The organism is Bizionia myxarmorum, assembly GCF_008086205.1.
Taxonomy (GTDB): Bacteria; Bacteroidota; Bacteroidia; order Flavobacteriales; family Flavobacteriaceae; genus Algorimicrobium; species Algorimicrobium myxarmorum.
On sequence record NZ_VSKK01000001.1, the window covers coordinates 1,016,211 to 1,038,081 of the forward strand.

Below are 21,871 nucleotides of genomic sequence, written 5' to 3' on the forward strand. Positions count from 1 at the left end.
CTTAATGGGAATATCTATAATTATTAAAACTATCTAATCGAATCCTGAAAGGATGATACATAAACACATGAATTATGGAGTATTATGCCGTCCCTTCAGGACTCTTATATGTAGGACGCGTTTCGCTAAAAACTTACGTTTTTAGCTAGGAGATGTTCCGTCCCGTTGGGACTTTTATATGTAAGACGTGTTTTAACCAAAGGCTATCGCCTTCGGTTCTTATATGTTCCGTCCCGTTGGGACTTAATAGGAATATCTATTATTTTCACGACGAGCTAATCAAGTCCTGAAAGGACGCTAATAAACATTGATGAGGACGTGAGTCCTAAACTAATAGTACACGTACGTAACCGAGTCCTGAAAGGACGATACATATATGTGCATGTCGTGTTTTATATGTAACTTCATGTTTATAAAACATAAACATGAGCCAGTCACTAGTTAAAAACTATGTACATATCATATTCAGTACGAAGTATAGAAGTAAATGGATTCACCCACCGCATGAGGAAAAACTTCATGCCTATATAGCAGGAGTATGTAATAACCTGGAATGCCATGTGTTAATAGTAGGTGGTTATACCGATCATATTCATATTTTATGCATGCTCTCTAAAAAGATAGCATTAATGACATTAGTTCAAAAAGTGAAAGCAAATGCATCACGATGGATGAAAGATCAGGATACAAGTTTAGGCGATTTCTGTTGGCAGAATGGTTATGGTGCCTTTTCGGTAAAGCCTAGTGAAACAGATGTCGTGTTTAATTACATCAAAAACCAACACGAACACCATGCACAAAAAACTTTTAAAGAGGAATATTTGACATTTCTAAAGACCTATAATATGGATTATGACGAGCGGTATATATGGGATTAATAGGTGTCGTCCTTTCGGGACTTAGCAGGAATATATATTATTTTCACGATTATCTAATCAAGTCCTGAAAGGACGAGACATAATAATCTAGGACGTAAGTCCTGGATTAACATAACGAGGACGTAAGTCTATAATTAACATCTAGGACGTAAATACTACCTAAATCACTACAAAACATGAAAAAAATAACCCTAATAGCAGGCGCCAGACCAAACTTCATGAAAATAGCACCCATTATCCACGCTATTCACGAAGCTCAAAATCAAGGCGCTGATATCTCATACCGATTAGTCCACACGGGACAGCATTACGACAAGAAAATGTCGGGAAGCTTTTTCGAGCAATTAGAAATTCCCGAGCCTCATGTGAATTTAGAAGCGGGCGGTGGCACGCAAGCCGAGCAAACGGGGAATATTATGGTGCGCTTTGAGCAAGAGTTAATAGTTAATCCTGCAGATTTAGTTCTGGTAGTGGGCGATGTGAACTCGACAATGGCCTGCAGTATAACAGCCAAGAAAATGAATATTACGGTGGCTCATGTGGAAGCGGGAATTCGCTCTGGCGATCTATCCATGCCTGAAGAAATTAACCGCATGGTAACCGATGCGATTACGGATTTGTTTTTTACAACGTCTGAATTGGCGAACGAAAATTTACGTCAAGTGGGTATTCCTAACGCACGCATTCACTTCGTAGGAAATACCATGATTGATACCTTATTAAAACAGCGTCCTAATTTTAAAGCACCACCAATTTGGACCGATTTAAATTTATCCAAACAAAACTACATCGTTTTAACCTTACATCGCCCAGCCAATGTGGATGAAGCGTCGCAGCTAAAAGCCATGTTAGATGAAATTATAACTAATACGGAAAATTTACCTTTAGTTTTCCCGGTGCATCCACGAACTGCGAAAATATTGGAAGGTTTACAAGTGCGTGACGAACGCTTACATATGATTGAACCTTTAAGTTATTTAGAATTTAATTATTTAGTAGAAAATGCCAAAGCTGTCATAACCGATTCCGGAGGCATAACTGAAGAAGCGTCGATAATGAACGTACCGTGTTTAACACTACGTGATAATACCGAACGACCAGAAACCATTTCTTTGGGGACAAACGAATTAGTAGGCACCAATCCCGAAAATATCAAACCGTATTTACAACGCCTATTTGCTGGCGACTGGAAGACGGGAAGTTCTATTCCTATGTGGGATGGGAAAACGGCACAGCGCATTGTTGCCGTGTTAACAAGTGAGGTTTAGAGTTGAGGTTTGGTATTTTATATTCCATATTCCATATTCCATATTCAAAATTCAGTGTTCAAAAATCGTTAATCAAAAATCTCCAATCGTTAATCTTTAATCCCCAATCATTAATCATTTTCCGTTACTCACTTTTCACTAAATAGGCCTAATCACAAATCCTTACTCTATAGTAATCCTATGGATACCCTATGGATACCCTATGGTAGACCTATGAAAAACAGAAAGGTGAAAAAAGAGTAACAAACAGGAACTTTTAGCCTTAAACAGGAAAAAAGTGGAAGTTTTTATCCTAAAGTGGACAAAAAGGGAACATAGGGGAAGTAAGTGGAAGATTCATCCAGAAATGGGAACTTAAGGAAAATCATAACGATTTATAAAGTAACTTTTGATTGCTGTCCTGTTTTTAAGCTTTAATTAAACTCAAAGCATATGGAAATCGAACTTTAAATTATGAATCAAAAATCAGCAAGCGTTAATCTCCAATCGTTTATCAAAAATCAGCAAGCGTTAATCTCCAATCATTAATCATCAATTACCCAATCGTTAATTAGTCTGCTACTGCGACTGAAAACTGCGACTGCGACTCTGTCTGCGACTGAAAACTGCGACTAGTTACCACATAAAACACGAATATATCCCAAACAAAAAAAGGGTCGTCTTTATATAAAGACGACCCTTTTTTAATATGAACATAGGTTATTTAAAAATGACCTACAGTATTTGTTTTATTTCAATTTAAAAGTAACACGACGTACTAACTGACGTGCATTTGGAGATGCTTTATCTACTGAATCATCTACACCACCACCTTCGTAAGATAAACGGTCTGCTGATATACCAGTAGCTACAATAACATCATATACTTTTTTAGCACGCTTTTCTGATAAGGCTTTATTGTAAGCAGCATTACCAATTTCATCGCTATAGCCAATTAATTCAGCTGTAGATGAAGGATTGTTTTGCATATACTTAACTAAATAGTTTATAGACTCTAAAGAATAGGTTTCTGGTTCGGCGCTATTAAATTTAAAGTAAACGTTTACATAACCGTTATTTAATAAGCTTTTAGCTGTTGCGGCAGCTGTTGCGTTATCTGCCATACGTGTATCTACGTAATTCTCAATAGCATCATCAATACCATTGTTGTTTTTATCAACAAAGTTTGTAGTTTGTGATTCAGCAATAGTCGTTTGCGTTTCTATTAACTCGTCTTGAAGATCTTTTATTTGAGATTCAACAACCATAATACGGCTATCTAATGCTACAAGATCTTCTTGGTATACATTCGTATCTACCCAGTCAGCATGTTTCTTGTTTTTCCCTAAATACACTTGAATACCTGCAGAAACCGTAGCCAATCCAGATTCAATAAAACGACCACCTATTTTAGAGTTTGTATCCCAAGCATAATCCTGCTTCCAGTTAGCATGGAAACTCACATCTCCAAATAAAGATACACGATCGCTTAAACGCAATTGTGGTGTAAGACCAGCCACTAAAGTTGGAGTGTGATCTGCGCTACCATTTCCGTAAAAAGGCATAGGCATTTCGTTTGGGTCACTTACTGGATTAAGAATGCTAATACCTCCACCAGCGTGAGCTAATACATTTAAACGTTGTGTCCATTCTCTAAAACCTAAAAGGTTTCCTAAATTGGCTACGGCCTCAATTTGACCACCGTAATATTCCGTTTTAAATGGCAATGATCTACTTGTTGTGTTTAATTCACCAAAAAATCCGCCTACTTGAAAACCAAACTTGTTGTTAATCATATAACGTGCCGTGAACTCACCTCCAATAGATTCGGCCATAGCGTTATTATAAGATGAATTGCTGTAGCCTTTAAAAGCTCTAGTCATATTAGCTCCAGCCTCTACAGACCAACGGTTGTAATTTTCTTGAGCTATAATAGCTGTTGTAAAAAGCAAGCTCAGCGAAAGTAATGTTATCCTTTTCATACTCGAATATTTATTTTTTAAATTCTTTTGCAAAGATACGTCACTTAATGTTAAAAATAAAACCTAAATTACAAGTTATTTTAAATTATACGGATTCAAAATGGAAAGATCTATATGTCTTGTTTTGAGTCTTTTAGGGGTTTGTATTTTTATTTTTTTCATGGGTTAGACTGTTTTTGGATGGAATAATTTTAAGATTGGACACCCATAACCGATGGAAAAAGCGCAGACACCTCTAAATCCCGGATTATATTATTCATTTTTAAGAAAATAGAAAACAATTCAAATCCTTAACTAGGCCTAAATTACCAGATATCTACATTTCTCAAATTAATCTAATTAGTGTTGTAAAAGGAATTCATAAAGCGGTAAAGAAAGAAATACAAGGTTTATCCTCTGTTTTGGTCTTTTTTTTTATTTTTATTAGAAAATAAATGAGGTAGCTACGAAGAGTTATTGTCCATTTGCAATTTATGTAGACTCTCCAAAAAGAAATAACGGCTTCGCAGCGATGACTCCTATTATAGAGATTTCCTGTATATAGTAAGCTTGTTTTTACTCGAAAATGAAAAGATAAGTGGGTTAATAAAATAATGCCGAGATAGCTTAAATTCCTCCAATCAACACCTAAAAACCAACATTTAATAGCATTTACGGTTGTAATCTACTATTTTGTTATTATTTTTGCCCAAGTTTTAATATTAGGGGTCTGCATTCTATTCTTATAAAGGTATTATAAGAATGATTTTCGGGCTAAAGATAATTATAATAGTGGATATAGAAATAAATAGTATCAAAGAAATCCATACGACCAAATGGGGATTATAAATTTCTTGCAAACTATTTTAAAAGTGTGATAAAGAAACATAATTCATGATTAAAAAACAAACGATTCAACTTTTTATAATTGCTATAGCTAGTTTGCTTATTAGCAGTTGCGTTAGCAATAAGGAAATTTTATACTTCCAAGATGCGGATGCTTTCAAGGAAACAGCTATAAGCTACAGAGAAAATAGTATCCAACCAAACGATATCTTATCGGTAACTATTAGTGCTGCTATTCCAGAAACTGCTATTCCATACAACCGGAATACAGGTTCCAATGCCGTTGTAAATAACAATAATTTAGAGGTGATGAAATTACAAGGGTATTTGGTGAATCCAGAAGGCTTTATTTCCATTCCGGTTTTAGGAAAAGTATTGGTTAAAAAACGAACAAGTTCGGATTTAGAAACCGAAATTTCCAACCTTTTAGAAACAGGAGGGCATTTAGTTGATCCGACTGTAACGGTGCGATTGCTGAATGCGAAAGTGACTGTTTTGGGAGAAGTTAAACAGTCTGGAACTTTTAATTTTACAGAGCAATATTTAACCGTACCTCAAGCTTTAGGGTATGCTGGTGACCTAACAATCAATGGCCGTAGAGATGATGTTTTATTGATTCGTGAGTTAGATGGTGTACGTAGTATAACACATATTGATCTTACCACTGCCGACTGGATGTCTAATCCTAAATACACCATTAAACCAAACGATGTTTTAGTTGTTCAACCTAATAAGGCTAAAGTGAAAACCGCGGGCTATGTGGGTAATGTATCTACTATAGTTGCTATTGCTTCTTTAGTATTAAGTGCCACTATATTAATTACACGATAAGATATAAATAAGTATGTATAACCAAATGGAAAAAGAACCTGAAAACGACCAGGTCGATATTCAAGGAATATTATTTCGTTACCTTAATTATTGGCCGTGGATCATTGTCAGTATTATTATAGCCATTCTATGTGCTGTTTTATATTTAAGATATACACCAGATAGTTATAATACGGTTGCCAAAGTTAAGATTCTTAGTGATAAAGAGGCTACGGACATTTCTTTGGATTTAGACAAGATATTAGGGAAGAGTAATGTGAATCTGGAAAATGAACGTGCTGTTTTAAACTCCTTCCGCCTAAACCGCCAAGTAGTAGGACAACTTAATTTACAGACTACCTATTTTCAAACAGGACGTGTAAACCAAAGAAAAGTTTATTCGGCACCATTTATGGCGAAATATGCTCCCGAAGCAGATGTTACTAATACAGGTTTAGAATTTGAGATTACTATTTTACCTAGAGGTTACAATTTACGTAATGTAAACACTGGAACGACTTTGGATGTTGATAATTACTACTATAATACCCCAACAGATCAATTCCCATTTACTTTGGAACCGCGTGAGGCAGGAACAATTGTACCAGGTGAAAACCCTGTGTATACAGTAACAATTGCCAGCGAAAGCCGGGCTACTCAAAGCTTACTGCAAAGTATTAAAATAACACCCGATGGAAAAAATAGTGATATTCTCATATTAAGTTTAGATGGGACTAACAAAGATCAGTCGCAAGACATTTTAAATACCTTAATTGAAGTCTATTCGGAAGACGGTATATTAGACCGGCAACAAGTTTCTAAACGAACTATTTCGTTCATCGATGAGCGGTTTCTTTTTCTTTCTGTCGAGTTAGATTCTATTGAATTAGCCAAAGGGAACTACAAGCAAAACAACAATTTAAGTGTTTTTGAAGTGGATGCCGCCACCGTCATTCAAAAACGTACGGTTAAAGATGAACAACTTTTTGAAGCAGAAACCCAATTGATGCTTGCTAATGTTTTGGAAAAAAGCATGAGTAACACAAAGGATCTGCAACTCTTGCCAGCTAATATTGGTTTGAGTAGTGGTGCTATCAATGATTTAATAAGCGATTATAATTTAGCCGTTTTAGAATATAATAAATGGAAAACTGGAGCTGGTGATAGCAATCCTAAAGTTAAAATACTAAAACAAACTATTCTAGATTTAAACGCCAATATAAGCAGCTCTTTATCGGGCTACAAAAGTCAGTTGGAAGAATCTTTAAAGAAAAACCAACGCGCTCAAAACCAGGTACAACAATCTTTTAGCACCTTACCTAACAAGGAAAAGATTTTGCGTAGTATTGAACGCCAACAGCTTTTAAAGGAAAACTTATACCTGTTATTACTTCAGAAACGGGAAGAGGCCGCTATTAATATGGCCATAACGTCTGCCAATATTAAGATTATTGATTACGCCATAACAAACTCTATTCCGGTTGCACCCAAACGCAAAATAATATATTTAGGAGCCCTTCTTATGGGAATTTTAATTCCTGTAGGGATTATTTACTTGAAGTTTTTACTAAATAATAAAATATACACGGGTAAAGATGTTGAGGCTATTAATCCAAATGCACCTATTTTAGGCGAAATCCCAGTTATTACCAATCCCAAAGACCTCATGCAAAACTCTTCAGATAATCCACAAGCTGAAGAAGCCTTTAGAACTTTAGCGCATAATTTAAATTTTATGCAGGTTAAAAATTCCCACGTTGGTGGTCATGTTATTGGCATTACATCTTCAGTAAAAGGTGAAGGTAAAACAACGGTATCCTTTAAGGTGGCACAAACGTATTTTCAGTTGAAAAAGAATGTGTTGATAGTAGGCGCAGATTTAAGAAATCCACAGTTGCATCCTTATATTAATGAAACTAAAGATAAGGCTGGACTATCTAATTATTTAAGTGAATCGGATTCCAATTGGGAGGATTACGTACTAAATATCAATGAAGGTGCAAACCGTTTTGATGTGCTGCTTTCTGGCGCCATACCACCTATGCCTACTGTTTTGTTATCAAACCCGCGTTTTGAGAAGTTTATTAAAGAAGCTAGAACCAAATATGATTACATAATTATTGATACGGCGCCAACCTTGCTCGTATCGGATACACTGACGTTTGCGAATAAACTAGATTTCACCCTTTACGTATTGCGTTCGGGCGTTACTAAAAAACAACTTGTTGATTACTCTAAAAAACTAGTGGATGAGAATAAATTAGGTGATATGGGCTATGTGGTAAACGATATTGATTACAGAGGCTCTTATGGTTATGGTTATAACTACGGTTATGGTTATGGTTATTCAGCTGAAATGCCTAATAAGGCTTGGTATCAATTTTGGAGGTAACGGCCTAAAAAACTCCTCAATTTTAAAATAAATAGGTAATCAATTCGTTTTATACTTTTATAAAATCTTTTACGGTGTTTCCTGTGGTGCTAATTCATATAGTACATAAGAACATTGCGGATGAAAAATACTGCGGTGTGCACGCTATTCATAAAAAGTAATTAATTAATAGATACCTACTTATTCTTACTTTAAAAACAATTAATCAATGAATTTTAGAAAATCCTTTATCCTTGTTGCCTTTTTAAGTCTTTTTGCTTTACAAATATCAGCACAAGAAGAACCTCATTTTAAAATCGTTCTCGGTCTAAACGCTATTGATAATAGTAACAGCACTTCTCAAGCTCCATGGGGAATTGATGATGTTGCTTTTAATACACCGCTTTATGTGGGTGCAGATTATCAGATAAATAGTTCCTGGAGTTTTGGTGCCAATGCGTCTTTCAATAAATTAAAAGAGTTAGGTGTGGAATCCAATTTCTTTGGTGTGAATGCGGACGTTAATTATTATATAGTTTCTAATACGGCTAGAAGTTTTATTGACTTTTACGGTATTGTAGGAGGTGGCGCTTATAAAGCTTTTGGCGGCACAGGCATTACCGTTAACCCAGGTTTAGGATTTAACTATTGGTTTGCCGATAATTTTGGTGTTAACCTAACGGCAAAAGCTAATTTCGATTTAACGTCGAACGTATCTGAAGTTGGCAATTTCTATAAATACTCTTTAGGTCTTATTTGGAGACCAACACAGCGTTTCTAAACCCTTGTATATACAATTCCTGCGAAGTCAGGGTTTTTAGACTTCTATAACAACTTTTAATCATAAAAAAATGCTCTTCCATTTAGAAGAGCATTTTGTTTTTTATAGTGGGAGTTTACTTATTAAATAATATACTATTTAAAAGCATTTAAACCTGTAACATCCATTCCAGTAATTAACAAGTGAATATCGTGAGTTCCTTCATAAGTAATTACGCTTTCCAAGTTCATGGAATGACGCATAATAGAATATTCTCCAGTAATACCCATTCCACCTAACATTTGGCGGGCTTCACGGGCTATATTAATAGCCATATCCACATTATTACGTTTAGCCATAGAAATCTGTGCAGACGTAGCTGTACCGTTTTCACGCATTACGCCTAATCTCCATGCTAATAATTGTGCTTTGGTGATTTCTGTAATCATTTCAGCTAATTTCTTTTGTTGCAATTGAAACTGTCCAATTGGCTTGCCAAATTGCATACGCTCTTTACTGTAACGTAAAGCCGTATCATAGCAATCCATAGCAGCACCAATAGCGCCCCAAGCAATACCAAAACGCGCCGAATCCAAGCAGCCTAATGGCGCGCCTAATCCAGATTTGTTAGGTAATAAGTTTTCTTTGGGAACTTTCACATTATCAAAAATAAGCTCACCTGTAGAAGATGCGCGTAAAGACCATTTATTATGAGTTTCGGGTGTTGTAAACCCTTCCATACCGCGTTCCACAATTAATCCGTGAATACGACCTTCTTCATTTTTAGCCCAAACCACCGCAATTTGACAGAAAGGCGCATTAGAAATCCACATTTTAGCACCGTTTAAAAGATAATGGTCGCCCATATCTTTAAAGTTAGTGGTCATGCCTCCTGGATTAGAACCATGATCTGGTTCTGTTAAACCAAAAGAACCCATCCATTCACCTGAAGCTAATTTAGGTAAGTATTTTTTACGTTGTTCTTCGTTCCCGTATTTCCAAATGGGATACATAACTAAAGACGATTGTACAGAAGCGGTGCTACGAACGCCAGAATCGCCACGTTCTATTTCTTGCATAATTAAACCATAAGAAATTTGATCTAATCCCGCACCACCATATTCTTCCGGTATATAAGGTCCGAAAGCACCAATTTCAGCTAAACCGCCAATAATTTGCTCCGGAAATTCAGCACGCTGTGCATAGTCTTCAATAATAGGGGATACGTCACGTTTTACCCATTCACGGGCTGCATCACGTACTAATTTATGTTCGTCTGTTAATAGCTCATCAAGGTTATAATAATCTGGAGCTTCAAATAAATCTGGCTTCATGTATTTTTTTTTAAGTAATGTGTAAAAATAACGAAATTCGTTTCAGTTAGCAATTATAAATTACATTTTAAGGTAAAAATCTTTAGTAAGTGCCACGTAAGCATCGGTGTATTGATGCCTATCGGTTTCTATAATCAGATGGGATTTTTCTACAACTTCTTTTGTGCGTTTAAAAGCGATTAAACTGCGCTTGATTTCGGTTTGCGGATTCCCTTGAACATGGGTGAGTCTGAAAGGAAACAAATTAAAAGTTTCAGCTAAGCTGATAAAAGTAGCTTCTTCTAGAAACGGAATAATAACCGAAAATTCTCCTGTTTCCGAAAGTAATTTAGAAACGCTATCAAGCAATTGCCCGAAAGGCATGGCATCCTGAAAGCGTGCTGTTTCTCTTGAAGACGCTGATTCTTTTTTGTCTTCAGAGGAAGTGATAGAAGACACGGCGTTATAAAAAGGCGGATTGGAAACAATCAGGTCGTACTGGTCTTCAATTTCATCTGTAAATTCTTCTAAAGAGGCGTGGTAACAAAATAGTCTATCTGCCCAAACTGAATGCTCGAAATTATCCACACATTGCTCATAAGCAGCATCGTCAATTTCAAGAGCGTCGATTACCTCTGCTGTGCTTCGTTGCGCTAACATTAAAGATAGAACGCCTGTTCCAGCGCCAATATCTAAAATAGAAAAGGGCTGCTGCGCCACAGAAGTCCAAGCACCAAGCAACACACCGTCTGTTCCAATTTTCATGGCACAACGATCCTGCTTAATAGTAAATTGTTTGAATTTAAATGCGGACATATTTATATTTTATAAGGTTTTGCGGTTGCTAAATTATTCTTAATTACCCAATAAGAGGAATATTAATGTGTAAATTTGAAGCAGAATATTTTCACTTATGATAGCCCCATCTACCCCGGAAAATGAAAAGCAAAGACAGCTTGCTGTTGAGCAATACCAATTATTAGACTCGCTGCCAGAAGCCAGTTATAATGAAATAACGGCTTTAGCTTCTTATATTACGGATGCCCCAATTTCTTTAATAACGCTTTTGGATAAAGATAGAAACTTTTTCAAATCGCACTTTGGCATTCCTTTTAATGAAGCACCTAGAGATTTGTCTTTTTGTGGTCACGCCATTGTTTCAAATGATCCTATTACTATTATTCCAGATGCTCGAGCAGATGAACGTTTTCACGATAATCCATTAGTACTTGAGCAAAATGCCATTTTTTATGCGGGTGTCCCATTAGTAAATCCTCAAGGATTAAGATTGGGAACGCTGTGCATTTTTGATACCAAACCCAATTCTTTAAATGAAAAACAAATTAGCATTTTAAAGGTTTTAGCCAATCAAGTGGTAGTTTTATTTGAGCAACGTTTAGTAAATTTAAAATTGGAAAAACTTAAAGAAGAGTTACTACTTCGAAATGAAAATTTAAAGAAATTTGCGAATGTCGTGAGTCACGATTTAAAATCGCCTTTAGCAAATATTACGGCTTTAATTGATTTAGTGGAGCAAGATGAGGATGGTAAAACCTCTCCAGAATCTTTAGAATATTTACAATATTTAAAGAGTTCTTCTAATTCATTACGCGATTATATTGATGGCTTATTGGTGTTTTATAGTAATGTGGAATTGATAGAAAGCAATAAAGAGCATTTGCAGTTTGATGATTTTATGGAACATATTGAGAATTTATGTTTCAAAAACACCGAAGATGTTGTTTTTACCTTTACACCAGAAGTAGGTGAGGTGTTTGTAAATAAATCGGCTTTATCACAGATTTTGGTAAATCTCATTACCAATGCTATTAAGTATAATGACAAAGAGGAAACGCATATTTCGGTTAATTTTTCTCAAGATGAAACCGATTATTTCTTTGAGGTAAGCGACAATGGTCCTGGTATTCCTGCTGATAAATTGGAATTTATCTTCGACTTGTTTGCGGTTTTAGGGGAAGATAAACACAAAAATAAAGGTACCGGAATAGGCTTAACCACCGTTAAAAAACTAGTTGAAAGTATGGGAGGAAAGATTCAAGTAACCGCTCCAGAAAATGGTGGAAGTATCTTCGCTTTTAATCTAAAACGATCGGATAATTAATCCAAATACAAATCAATTAAACCTTCTGGTGTATCTAAAATAATTTCGTTGTTGGTTTTGTCAACTTTCACAATGAATGCATCATTCATGGGAATTAATATTTCAGTTCCATCGCGGTCTATTTCAAAAAGCGCTTGAGGTGTCGAATCATTTATGGATGCTAAAATGCCCACATGTCCGAAATTCACATCCGTTACTTTATAGCCAATTATTTCATGGAAGTAGAACTTATCGCCCTCTAATTTAGGTAAAAGGTCCAAAGGTAAATAGACATCACATTTTATAAGGGAGTCCGCATCAGCCTCCGTTTCAACATCTTCAAAACGCACACGCAACAAATCTGATTTATGCAGTTGGGACGATTCTATGAAGAAAGGCACCAAATTATTACGTAAATCTACAAACATGGCATCTAGATTTTCATATAAATCCGGTTCGTCCGTATCCAGTTTTATTAGTAATTCACCCTTAAAACTGTATTTTGACACTATTTTTCCTAAATAAAAACAATCTTCCTTTTTCATGCTATTGTTGTCTGTTCGAGCGCAGTCGAGAACTTTAAAATGTCAAGTTACATACATCTTGACGGCGCTCGATGTGACATTTCTAGATATAAAAAACCCAGACTGAATCAGTCTGGGTTCAAAAGTATAAAAAATTTTGTTTTTTATTCTTCTTCTTTTGAAGCATCTGCTTCATCTACAGGAGCATCTTCCGCTACTTCTTCCGCAACTTCTTCTACTACTGGTGTGTTGGCTGCAATACGCGCTTCATTAGTTGCTTTTTCAGCTTCTAATGCTTTTGCTTTTGCTTCGGCTTGAGCAACTGTTAAACCTTGCGATTTAGCATCTACCTTACCAGCTTTTTCATCTAACCAAGCTGTGAATTTCGCTTCAGCTTGCTCTTCTGTTAAAGCACCTTTTCTAACACCACCTGCAAGGTGATTTTTTAACATAGCACCTTTGTAAGATAAAATACCTTTAGCAGTTTCAGTTGGTTGTGCACCATTCTGTAACCATTTAACGGCACCATCAATATCTAATTCAATAGTTGCTGGGTTTGTGTTTGGATTGTAAGAACCTATTTTTTCTAGGTATTTACCATCTCTTTTTGCTCGTGCATCGGCTGCTACGATCCAGTAATAAGGTTTTCCTTTTTTACCGTGTCTTTGTAATCTAATTTTAACTGCCATAAAAAATTAATTTGTGAGGTTCGCGACCTCTATTATTAATAAGTCCGCAAAGATACTATATTTTTTTGAAACTTAAATAGTTATGTAAAATTCTATTACTTGTTTTTTTTATTCTATTTTTGAGACTACTTTATAGTCGAATAAACACAAAATCATGAAAAAATTATTTGTTATAGCCCTAGCTTTTGTTACTCTTTTTAGTTGTGGCGATGAAATTGAATTTAATTCTCCTGCACTGCAAGGGAAAAAAGATGGGAATCGTTGGAAAGCTGTAGTTTTCCGAGCAACCTATAATGAGGTTGGTAAATTGGTGATTACGGGAGGTGATAATTTTGAAACTGTTTCCTTGCATATTTCCGCCTTAGCAATTGGCGATTATCCTTTAGGAATTGGAAAAAACAGTTATGCTGAATTTTTAGATACCCAAGATATTAGCTATTCAACAAATAATGAACCTGACCCCGATTTTAATTTCTATCCGCCCAATGGTTTAATTACTATTTCTAGATATGATACGGGAAATAATACGGTTTCAGGTGAATTTTATTATAGCGCCTATTCTAATGATGGTTTAAAAACGGTTAATTTTAGTGAAGGCGTCTTTTTTGATATTCCTTTGCCTATTGGCGCTGGTCCAAATGTTATGTCCTGTGATGATGCGGAAGCCCAAGAGGTTATTGCAGAAGCACTTTATGCAAGCACACCCACAACATCTTTGGACTATTCAGCCAATTGTAATGCTTACAAACAGGCCCTTATAAATAAGCAGAATGCCTGTGTTGATACAGATGGAAGCATTCAAGCTATTATAGATACCTTATTCTGTAATGATGATGATGGCGATGGAATACTTTCTATAAATGAAGATTTAGATGAAGATGGCGATCCTACCAATGATAATACAGATGGAGATGGTTTTGCAAATTATTTAGATGATGATGACGACAACGATTCTTTATTAACTGTAAATGAAGATGTAAATGCCAACGGCGATGTTACGGATGATGACACAGATGGCGATGGCGTTCCAAACTATTTAGATAATGATGATGACGGAGACGGCATTCTTACTATCAATGAAGACGCCAATAGTGATGGTGATGTTACCAATGACGATACAGATGGAGACGGTATTCCAGACTATTTGGATAATAACTAGCCAATACTCACAAAAAAATTAACAAACGCAGCTAAAAGGCTGCGTTTGGTGTTAAAAAGAGCCAAAGTTTTTCAGGTTTATGCCGCTATACCTGGCATTAGGGCTTAAAAGCTGTATCTTAAAAGTAGATGTGAAACAATACGCATCTATAAAGAACCTATTGAAATTTAAATGAAAGCGATATTATGATGAAGTTCACAGAAGAAATTTCAAACAAATTAAACGAATTATTAGTAAAAAATTATGACGCTGAAAAAGGCTACATAAATGCCATGAATAACGTAGATGACTCCGAATTAAAAATGTTTTTCAAACGCCGCGCTTCCGAGCGTAGTCAGTTTGCCAAAGAATTGCGAACAGAAATATTGCAATACGGAGAAATTCCAGAGGATTCTGGTAGTTTTAAAGGCACGCTGCATAGAAATTGGATGTCACTGAAATCAACCTTTTCATCCAACGATACGGAAGCTATTTTAGAAGAAGCCATTCGTGGTGAAAAAGCGAGTTTAGAGGAGTATAAAGACTTCCTAAAAGATAGAACCTTACCGCCAAGTATTGATGCCTTGTTGATTAAGCACAAAAATGCGATTCAAGGCGCCATTAACACGGAGAAAGTTCATGAAGAACTAGTCTCCTAGAAAAATATCTAAATTACATTAGAAAAGCGCAACTGGAAACAGTTGCGCTTTTTATATTTAAATGTTTATAACTTCATTTTAATAAAGCATTAATTCTCCGTAATTTTATAGTCTTGTTTTTTTGAACAAATTCATAAATTATTTCGGTATTTGAGCTAGTTTTAGTTCAATTAAGCGACAAACAGAATTCAACCCCATAGCAGATGTACTTAATTTTCGATACAGAAACAACCGGCTTACCAAAACGTTGGGATGCACCTATTACCGATACCGATAATTGGCCAAGATGTATTCAAATTGCATGGCAATTGCATGACGATATGGGAAACTGTATCGAGCATCAGGATTATTTAGTAAAACCTGAAGGTTTTAACATTCCTTATGATGCCGAGAAAATTCACGGTATTTCTACAGATTTAGCGCAAGAACAAGGCATTCCTTTGCAAGACGTTTTAGAAAAATTTAATGACGCTTTAAATAAAACCAAATTTGTGGTGGGTCAGAATGTAAAATTCGACTTGAATATTATGGGTGCTGAATTTGTTCGTGGCAACATGGCCAATAATTTGCAAGAATTACCGGTTTTAGATACCTGTACCGAACATACGGCTAGTTTATGCCAGCTACCTGGCGGTCGTTACGGAAAGTTTAAATTGCCAACACTAACAGAATTACACCAGTTTTTATTTAACAAGCCATTTTCCGAAGCACATAATGCCACAGCCGATGTGGAAGCAACTACGCGTTGTTTTTTAGAATTGTTAAGGCGTGAAGAATATAGCCTAGAACAATTAGATGTAGAACCGGATTATTTCGAAAGATTCTCCAAAGCAAATCCGCAGGAAATTAAACTGATTGGCTTAAAGCATATCAATTTAAAGCAGGCGAGTGCAAAAATCCGAGAGCGCATTTTAAAAACGCAAGATGATGGACTTTCAGCTCAAGAAATAAAAGAGAATATTTCGGAATTGAAAGCGGCGGATTTTGTGCATTTACACAACCATTCGCAGTTTTCTATTTTACAATCTACCATCAGCATTCCCAAATTAGTGGCTTCTGCAGCCGAGCATAATATGCCAGCCGTAGCCTTAACCGATCATGCCAACATGATGGGTGCTTTCCATTTTGTTAATGCTGTTGGAAGTCACAATAGAAATGTTCAGGCTAAAAATAAAGAAGCCACAGAACGCGGTGAAACGCCGACTTTACAGATTATAAAACCCATTTTAGGATGTGAGTTTTTTGTTTGTGAAGATCACACCGATAAATCTAGAAAAGACAATGGCTATCAAATTGTTTTTCTAGCTAAAACTAAAAAAGGCTATCACAATTTGGCCAAATTATCATCTCATGCGTTTGTGGATGGTTTTTACTACTTACCTAGAATTGATAAAAAATTGATTCAACAGTATAAGGAAGATTTAATCGTTCTCACCGGAAACTTATACGGCGAAGTGCCTAGTAAAGTTTTAAATATGGGTGAAAACCAAGCGGAAGAAGCCTTGTTATGGTGGAAACAGGAGTTTGGTGATGATCTGTATATTGAAATTATGCGTCATAATCAGGAAGATGAAAACCGCGTGAACCCAGTGTTAATCGAATTTTCTAGAAAGCATAATATAAAATTAGTCGCTTCTAACAATACCTATTACGCTAAAAAAGAAGACGCCAATGCACACGATATTTTACTCTGTGTAAAAGATGGTGAAAAGCAAGCAACGCCTATTGGTCGTGGTCGTGGTTATCGTTTTGGAATGCCCAATCAAGAATACTATTTCAAGTCTTCGGATGCCATGAAGGAACTTTTTAAAGATGTTCCGGAAGCCATTAGCAACATTCAAGAAGTCGTTGATAAAGTGGAAGCTTATGAGTTAGCGCGTAATGTATTATTGCCCGCTTTTGATATTCCTGAAGAATTTAAAGAAGCGGCCGATGTTGCTGATAAAGGCAAGCGTGGTGAGAATGCATTTTTGCGGCATTTAACCTATGTGGGTGCCAAAAAACGCTATGGTGAAGAATTAACGGACGAAATTGTCGAACGCTTAGATTTCGAATTAAGTGTTATTGAAAATACAGGATATCCAGGTTATTTCCTGATTGTTGAAGATTTTATTCGCGAAGCCAGAAACATGGATGTTTCCGTTGGGCCAGGTCGTGGATCTGCGGCGGGTTCTGTAGTAGCGTATTGCTTGTGGATTACTAATATTGATCCTTTAAAGTATGACTTGCTTTTTGAGCGTTTCTTAAATCCAGATCGTGTGAGTATGCCCGATATTGATATCGATTTTGATGATGAAGGCCGAAGTCGTGTGATGGATTATGTTATCAATAAATATGGAAGCAATCAAGTAGCTCAAATTATTACTTATGGTACCATGGCGGCCAAGTCGTCTATTCGTGATACAGCACGTGTATTAGATTTACCGTTGTTTGATGCGGATAGGATTGCCAAATTAATCCCAACTATGTCTAAGTTAGGGAAGATTTTTGGCATGAGTGAAAAGGAGTTGAGTTCTAAATTCCGATCAGAAGATTTAGAAAAAGTAAACGAGCTTTTAAATATTTCAGAAGGTTCGGATTTACAAGCCGAAACGGTAAATTTAGCGCGAACTTTGGAAGGTTCGGTTAGAAATACAGGAATTCACGCTTGTGGCGTTATTATTACACCAGATGATATTACCAAATTCGTTCCCGTTGCCACGGCTAAAGATTCATATTTATATGTCACCCAATTTGATAACTCGGTTGTAGAAGATGCTGGTTTATTAAAAATGGATTTCTTGGGCCTAAAAACGCTAACCTTAATTAAGGATACCGTTAAAATTGTAAAAGCCAAGCACGATATTTTATTAGATCCCGATACCTTTCCATTGGATGATGAAAAGACCTATGAATTATTTCAGCGTGGGGAAACTGTTGGGGTTTTCCAGTATGAATCGCCTGGCATGCAAAAGCACTTAAAGGAATTAAAACCAACTGTTTTTGAAGATTTAATTGCTATGAACGCCTTGTATCGTCCGGGTCCTATGGAGTATATTCCTAGTTTTACCAGACGTAAACATGGAAAAGAAGATATTGAGTATGATTTGCCAGCCATGGAAGAGTACTTGAAGGAAACGTATGGCATTACGGTATATCAAGAGCAGGTAATGTTGCTTTCGCAAAAACTTGCCAACTTTACAAAAGGTGAAGCCGATGTGTTGCGTAAAGCCATGGGTAAAAAGCAAATTGCCGTTTTGGATAAAATGAAACCAAAATTTATCGAGCAAGCCGAAGCTAATGGACATGATGCCAAAAAATTAGAGAAGATTTGGAAGGATTGGGAAGCGTTTGCTAGTTATGCGTTTAACAAGTCGCATTCCACTTGTTATGCTTGGATTGCTTACCAAACGGCCTATTTAAAAGCGCATTATCCAGCGGAATATATGGCGGCTGTACTTTCAAATAATATGAATGATATCAAGCAGGTTTCCTTTTTTATGGAAGAATGCAAACGTATGAAGTTGCCTGTTTTAGGTCCGGATATTAATGAAAGTTATTATAAGTTTTCCGTTAACCAAGATTATGCCGTTCGTTTTGGAATGGGCGCCATTAAAGGTGTTGGCCATGGTGCGGTTATGACCATTGTGGAAAACAGAGATGAAGGCGGACCGTTTAAATCTATTTTCGATTTTGCTAAACGGATTGATTTACGCGCAGCCAATAAACGAGCTTTTGAAAATTTAGCTTTAGCCGGTGGTTTTGATGGTTTTTCAAGCACACACCGCGCACAATATTTCCATGATGATGGTGACGGGATTACCTTTTTAGAAAAAGCCATAAAATATGGCGCCAAGCATCAAGAAAATGAAAATTCCGCACAGGTAAGTCTGTTTGGTGAAGCCAGTGATGTTCAAATTGCGGAGCCTGAAGTACCACCATGTGAAGAATGGGGAACCATGGAGAAACTTGCTCAAGAGAAAGAAGTAGTGGGTATTTATATTTCTGGTCACCCGTTGGATGATTTTAGAATTGAAATGAAAACGTTCTGTAATTCGCATTTAGCCTTATTAGAGAATTTAGAGCCTTATGTAAATCGGGAAATGACTTTTGGATGTGTGGTTACCGATGTGCAACATCGTGTGAGTAAACAAGGAAAAGGCTGGGCTATTTTCACTGTTGATGATTATACCAATAGTTTTGAATTTCGAATTTTTGGCGAAGAATATTTAAAGTTCAGACACTTCTTGTTAAAGAATTCCTTTGTTCATATAAAGGTATTTGTTCGTGAAGGTTGGATTAATAAAGAAACCGGCGTTCGGAGTGATCCACGGATTCAATTTAATAGTTTTCAGTTGTTGCATGACGTGATGGAAACCTATGCCAAAAAATTATCTATTCAATTGAATATTGCCGATTTGGAAGAATCGAAAATAACAGAATTGCAACAGTTATTAAAACTTCATGCTGGCGATCATATGCTGAATTTTATTGTTTATGATAATGAAGAACAGATTAAATTAAGCATGCCAAGTAGAAAACAAAAAGTGCAAATTTCACAGGAGTTATTGTTGGAGCTGGAGGAAAATGATGTTTTTTATAAGTTGAACTAATCCATTTTTAATTAATTAAGGAAAGCGACGATTCCTCAAAGCTGATCCCATAAAGGCAAGGCCTATCAATTTTTGATAGGTTTTTTTATTTTTAATCCGCAGCCATTTTGTTTCGCTTTATAGTTTTATTTCGAAAAAAATAATAAAATTTTTATATCCTCAATGTTAACCTTTTGAATTAATTTCTATTAAAAGAAATAACCACAGTTTAATTTAAAACATATAAACATGAAACTAAATTTTTTAAGAAGCTTATCATTAGCTTTAGTATCCGTAGTAATTTTCTCTTGTAGCAGCGATGATGATCAGGTAGAAGTTGTTATTCCATCTGTTAACGGCTTATTTAATGTGCAAGACGCCACATTACAAACCAATCCGTTTCCAGCAGCCAATTCAGATATGAGTTTGGAAATTTTAAGTATAAACGCCAATGTTATTCCTGGAGGAACTTCTTATGCCACCATTCAAACGAGCACGCCAGCGCGCAAATTATTAATTGGTGCTATAGATAGAATGGGTTATTATGAAATGCTACCTGAAAATAATGCCGATCTAAATCAAAATTTTATTTTAAAAATAAATCAGTTAATTACAGAGAATCGTTTTTCTGTTATTCTGGCTTATTTGGATGACAACAACCATGTAAGTCAACCAGTCTATGCCGATTTGCTTGTAACCACAGTTGGCACAGGAGCCTTGCAAGTGAGTCTCTCATTTGATAATGATAAAGATGTGGATTTACACCTTATTGAACCCAATGGCGATCATATTTACTACGGTAATATGAATAGTGCCAATGGTGGCTTTTTAGATTTAGACTCAAACCCAGCTTGTTCTATTGATGGGATTAACAATGAGAATATATTTTACTCAGACGATGCTACTTTAGAAGCCGGTATCTATTATGTATATGTAGATATGTATGAAAATTGTAATGCTGACGTAGCCACTAACTTCGTAGCATCGGTTTATTTAAATGGTGTAGAAATTCCAACGTCAACGCAAAATCCATTTGCAGGTAATTTTCCCGTAGGTTTTCCTAGCAATAGCGGTGGATCTGATATTGCAAATGACATAGCGCCTGTTTTCTCTTTTGAAATTTTAGAGGATGGATCTCGCGCTTCCAGAACTGGAAGAAAAATGGAGTCAATTTCATTATCACCATCTGCAATTAAGAAATTAGAGAAATCTAATAATAGATAAATTTATAATTCAGTCACGTTTTAAGAAAACGCCATCATTGAAAGCGTTTTCTTTTTTTTAATATATAATAGAAAGTACCAAAACAACGTTTCTATAATTACGTCACTGCAAACTATTAGTACAACTTTGGATACCTTTGAAAGCTTGATGTATTGGTTTTATTTTGAAAAGTGTTATTTACAATTACTTAGTATAGTGACAGGCAATGTGGCAATAAACAAAACAAATTGTCAGGTTGTAAGCTTTGGCAAAATTTTTGACTAATATTGCATAGATGTCTGGTAACAGGCAGTTGAATTTGAAGTATAACACATTAAACTAGAATATTATGGCATTAGAAATTACAGATGCAACGTTTGAAGAAACAGTATTAAAGAGTGACAAACCTGTAATGGTTGATTTTTGGGCTGCTTGGTGTGGACCATGTCGTATGGTTGGACCAATCATTGATGAAATTGGCAAAGAATACGAAGGTAAAGCCGTTGTTGGTAAGGTAGATGTTGATGCAAATCAAGAATTTGCTGCTAAATACGGTGTACGTAACATTCCTACAGTATTGGTTTTTCAAAACGGTGAAGTAGTTGGTCGTCAAGTTGGTGTTGCACAAAAAAGTGCTTACACAGATGCTATTGACGCACTTTTATAGATTTTTTTAGAAGCTAGAAAATTGACTCTAGTTTCGATTCAAAAAGATAAAATAGAAAAGGTTTGCTGTTATGGCAAACCTTTTTTAGTTTAGGGCTATGTTAATTTTTGCTTGACGCAGAATATCCAAATTA

Annotated in this window: 16 protein-coding genes; 11 read left to right on the forward strand and 5 right to left on the reverse strand. The window is 35.9% G+C overall.

The genetic code is table 11. The features are described 5' to 3' along the window. The first annotated feature begins 425 nt into the window (after positions 1 to 425). On the forward strand, positions 426 to 878 hold the full coding sequence (gene tnpA / locus ES674_RS04555; protein ID WP_148402790.1) for an IS200/IS605 family transposase: 453 nt from the start codon (positions 426 to 428) through the stop codon (positions 876 to 878). A gap of 176 nt (positions 879 to 1,054) precedes the next feature. After that, positions 1,055 to 2,146, forward strand: coding sequence for a non-hydrolyzing UDP-N-acetylglucosamine 2-epimerase (gene wecB / locus ES674_RS04560; RefSeq protein ID WP_148402791.1), 1,092 nt, complete (start codon positions 1,055 to 1,057; stop codon positions 2,144 to 2,146). A gap of 728 nt (positions 2,147 to 2,874) precedes the next feature. Here wecB and ES674_RS04565 read toward each other — a convergent pair. Further along, positions 2,875 to 4,107: an OmpA family protein gene (locus ES674_RS04565; RefSeq protein ID WP_148402792.1), complete on the reverse strand. Its 1,233-nt coding sequence runs from the start codon at positions 4,105 to 4,107 to the stop codon at positions 2,875 to 2,877. A gap of 873 nt (positions 4,108 to 4,980) precedes the next feature. Between ES674_RS04565 and ES674_RS04570 the strand changes: the two genes are divergently transcribed. The 3 genes from ES674_RS04570 to ES674_RS04580 all read left to right on the forward strand — a co-directional run bounded on the left by ES674_RS04570 (position 4,981) and on the right by ES674_RS04580 (position 8,894). Then, positions 4,981 to 5,763, forward strand: coding sequence for a polysaccharide biosynthesis/export family protein (locus ES674_RS04570; RefSeq protein ID WP_148402793.1), 783 nt, complete (start codon positions 4,981 to 4,983; stop codon positions 5,761 to 5,763). A gap of 25 nt (positions 5,764 to 5,788) precedes the next feature. Then, the gene (locus tag ES674_RS04575; RefSeq protein ID WP_170233962.1) at positions 5,789 to 8,134 is read left to right on the forward strand and encodes a GumC family protein; all 2,346 of its coding nucleotides are present in this window, start codon (positions 5,789 to 5,791) and stop codon (positions 8,132 to 8,134) included. A 208-nt stretch (positions 8,135 to 8,342) separates the two neighbouring features. Then, complete coding sequence (locus ES674_RS04580) at positions 8,343 to 8,894, forward strand: outer membrane beta-barrel protein (protein WP_148402795.1); 552 nt, start codon at positions 8,343 to 8,345, stop codon at positions 8,892 to 8,894. Between the two features lie 134 nt (positions 8,895 to 9,028). On the opposite strand, the gene ES674_RS04585 is transcribed toward ES674_RS04580, so the two are convergent. Further along, positions 9,029 to 10,207, reverse strand: coding sequence for an acyl-CoA dehydrogenase family protein (locus ES674_RS04585; RefSeq protein ID WP_148402796.1), 1,179 nt, complete (start codon positions 10,205 to 10,207; stop codon positions 9,029 to 9,031). A 60-nt stretch (positions 10,208 to 10,267) separates the two neighbouring features. After that, positions 10,268 to 11,002, reverse strand: a complete 735-nt coding sequence (locus tag ES674_RS04590; protein ID WP_148402797.1) for a tRNA1(Val) (adenine(37)-N6)-methyltransferase — start codon at positions 11,000 to 11,002, stop codon at positions 10,268 to 10,270. Between the two features lie 97 nt (positions 11,003 to 11,099). On the opposite strand from ES674_RS04590, the gene ES674_RS04595 reads away from it, so the two are divergent. Further along, positions 11,100 to 12,308, forward strand: coding sequence for a sensor histidine kinase (locus tag ES674_RS04595; RefSeq protein WP_148402798.1), 1,209 nt, complete (start codon positions 11,100 to 11,102; stop codon positions 12,306 to 12,308). Here ES674_RS04595 and rimM read toward each other — a convergent pair. Next, positions 12,305 to 12,832, reverse strand: a complete 528-nt coding sequence (gene rimM, locus ES674_RS04600; protein ID WP_148402799.1) for a ribosome maturation factor RimM — start codon at positions 12,830 to 12,832, stop codon at positions 12,305 to 12,307. The genes ES674_RS04595 and rimM overlap by 4 nt on opposite strands. Before the next feature lie 143 nt (positions 12,833 to 12,975). Then, positions 12,976 to 13,500 (reverse strand): 30S ribosomal protein S16, encoded by a 525-nt coding sequence (locus tag ES674_RS04605; protein ID WP_148402800.1) that lies wholly within the window; start codon positions 13,498 to 13,500, stop codon positions 12,976 to 12,978. A 154-nt stretch (positions 13,501 to 13,654) separates the two neighbouring features. Between ES674_RS04605 and ES674_RS04610 the strand changes: the two genes are divergently transcribed. The 5 genes from ES674_RS04610 (at position 13,655) to trxA (ending at position 21,738) form a co-directional block, all read left to right on the forward strand. Next, positions 13,655 to 14,659 carry a DUF6252 family protein gene (locus tag ES674_RS04610; RefSeq protein ID WP_148402801.1) on the forward strand — a complete coding sequence of 335 codons (1,005 nt, stop codon included), beginning with the start codon at positions 13,655 to 13,657 and terminating at the stop codon, positions 14,657 to 14,659. Between the two features lie 188 nt (positions 14,660 to 14,847). After that, positions 14,848 to 15,297 (forward strand): ferritin-like domain-containing protein, encoded by a 450-nt coding sequence (locus tag ES674_RS04615; RefSeq protein WP_148403639.1) that lies wholly within the window; start codon positions 14,848 to 14,850, stop codon positions 15,295 to 15,297. A gap of 203 nt (positions 15,298 to 15,500) precedes the next feature. Beyond that, positions 15,501 to 19,889, forward strand: coding sequence for a DNA polymerase III subunit alpha (gene dnaE / locus ES674_RS04620; protein ID WP_148402802.1), 4,389 nt, complete (start codon positions 15,501 to 15,503; stop codon positions 19,887 to 19,889). Positions 19,890 to 20,117: 228 nt separating this feature from the next. Next, entirely contained in the window at positions 20,118 to 21,092 is a 975-nt protein-coding gene (locus ES674_RS04625) for a YfaP family protein (protein WP_148402803.1), read from the forward strand. 328 nt (positions 21,093 to 21,420) lie between these two features. Then, entirely contained in the window at positions 21,421 to 21,738 is a 318-nt protein-coding gene (trxA, locus tag ES674_RS04630) for a thioredoxin (RefSeq protein ID WP_148402804.1), read from the forward strand. Positions 21,739 to 21,871: the final 133 nt, after the last annotated feature.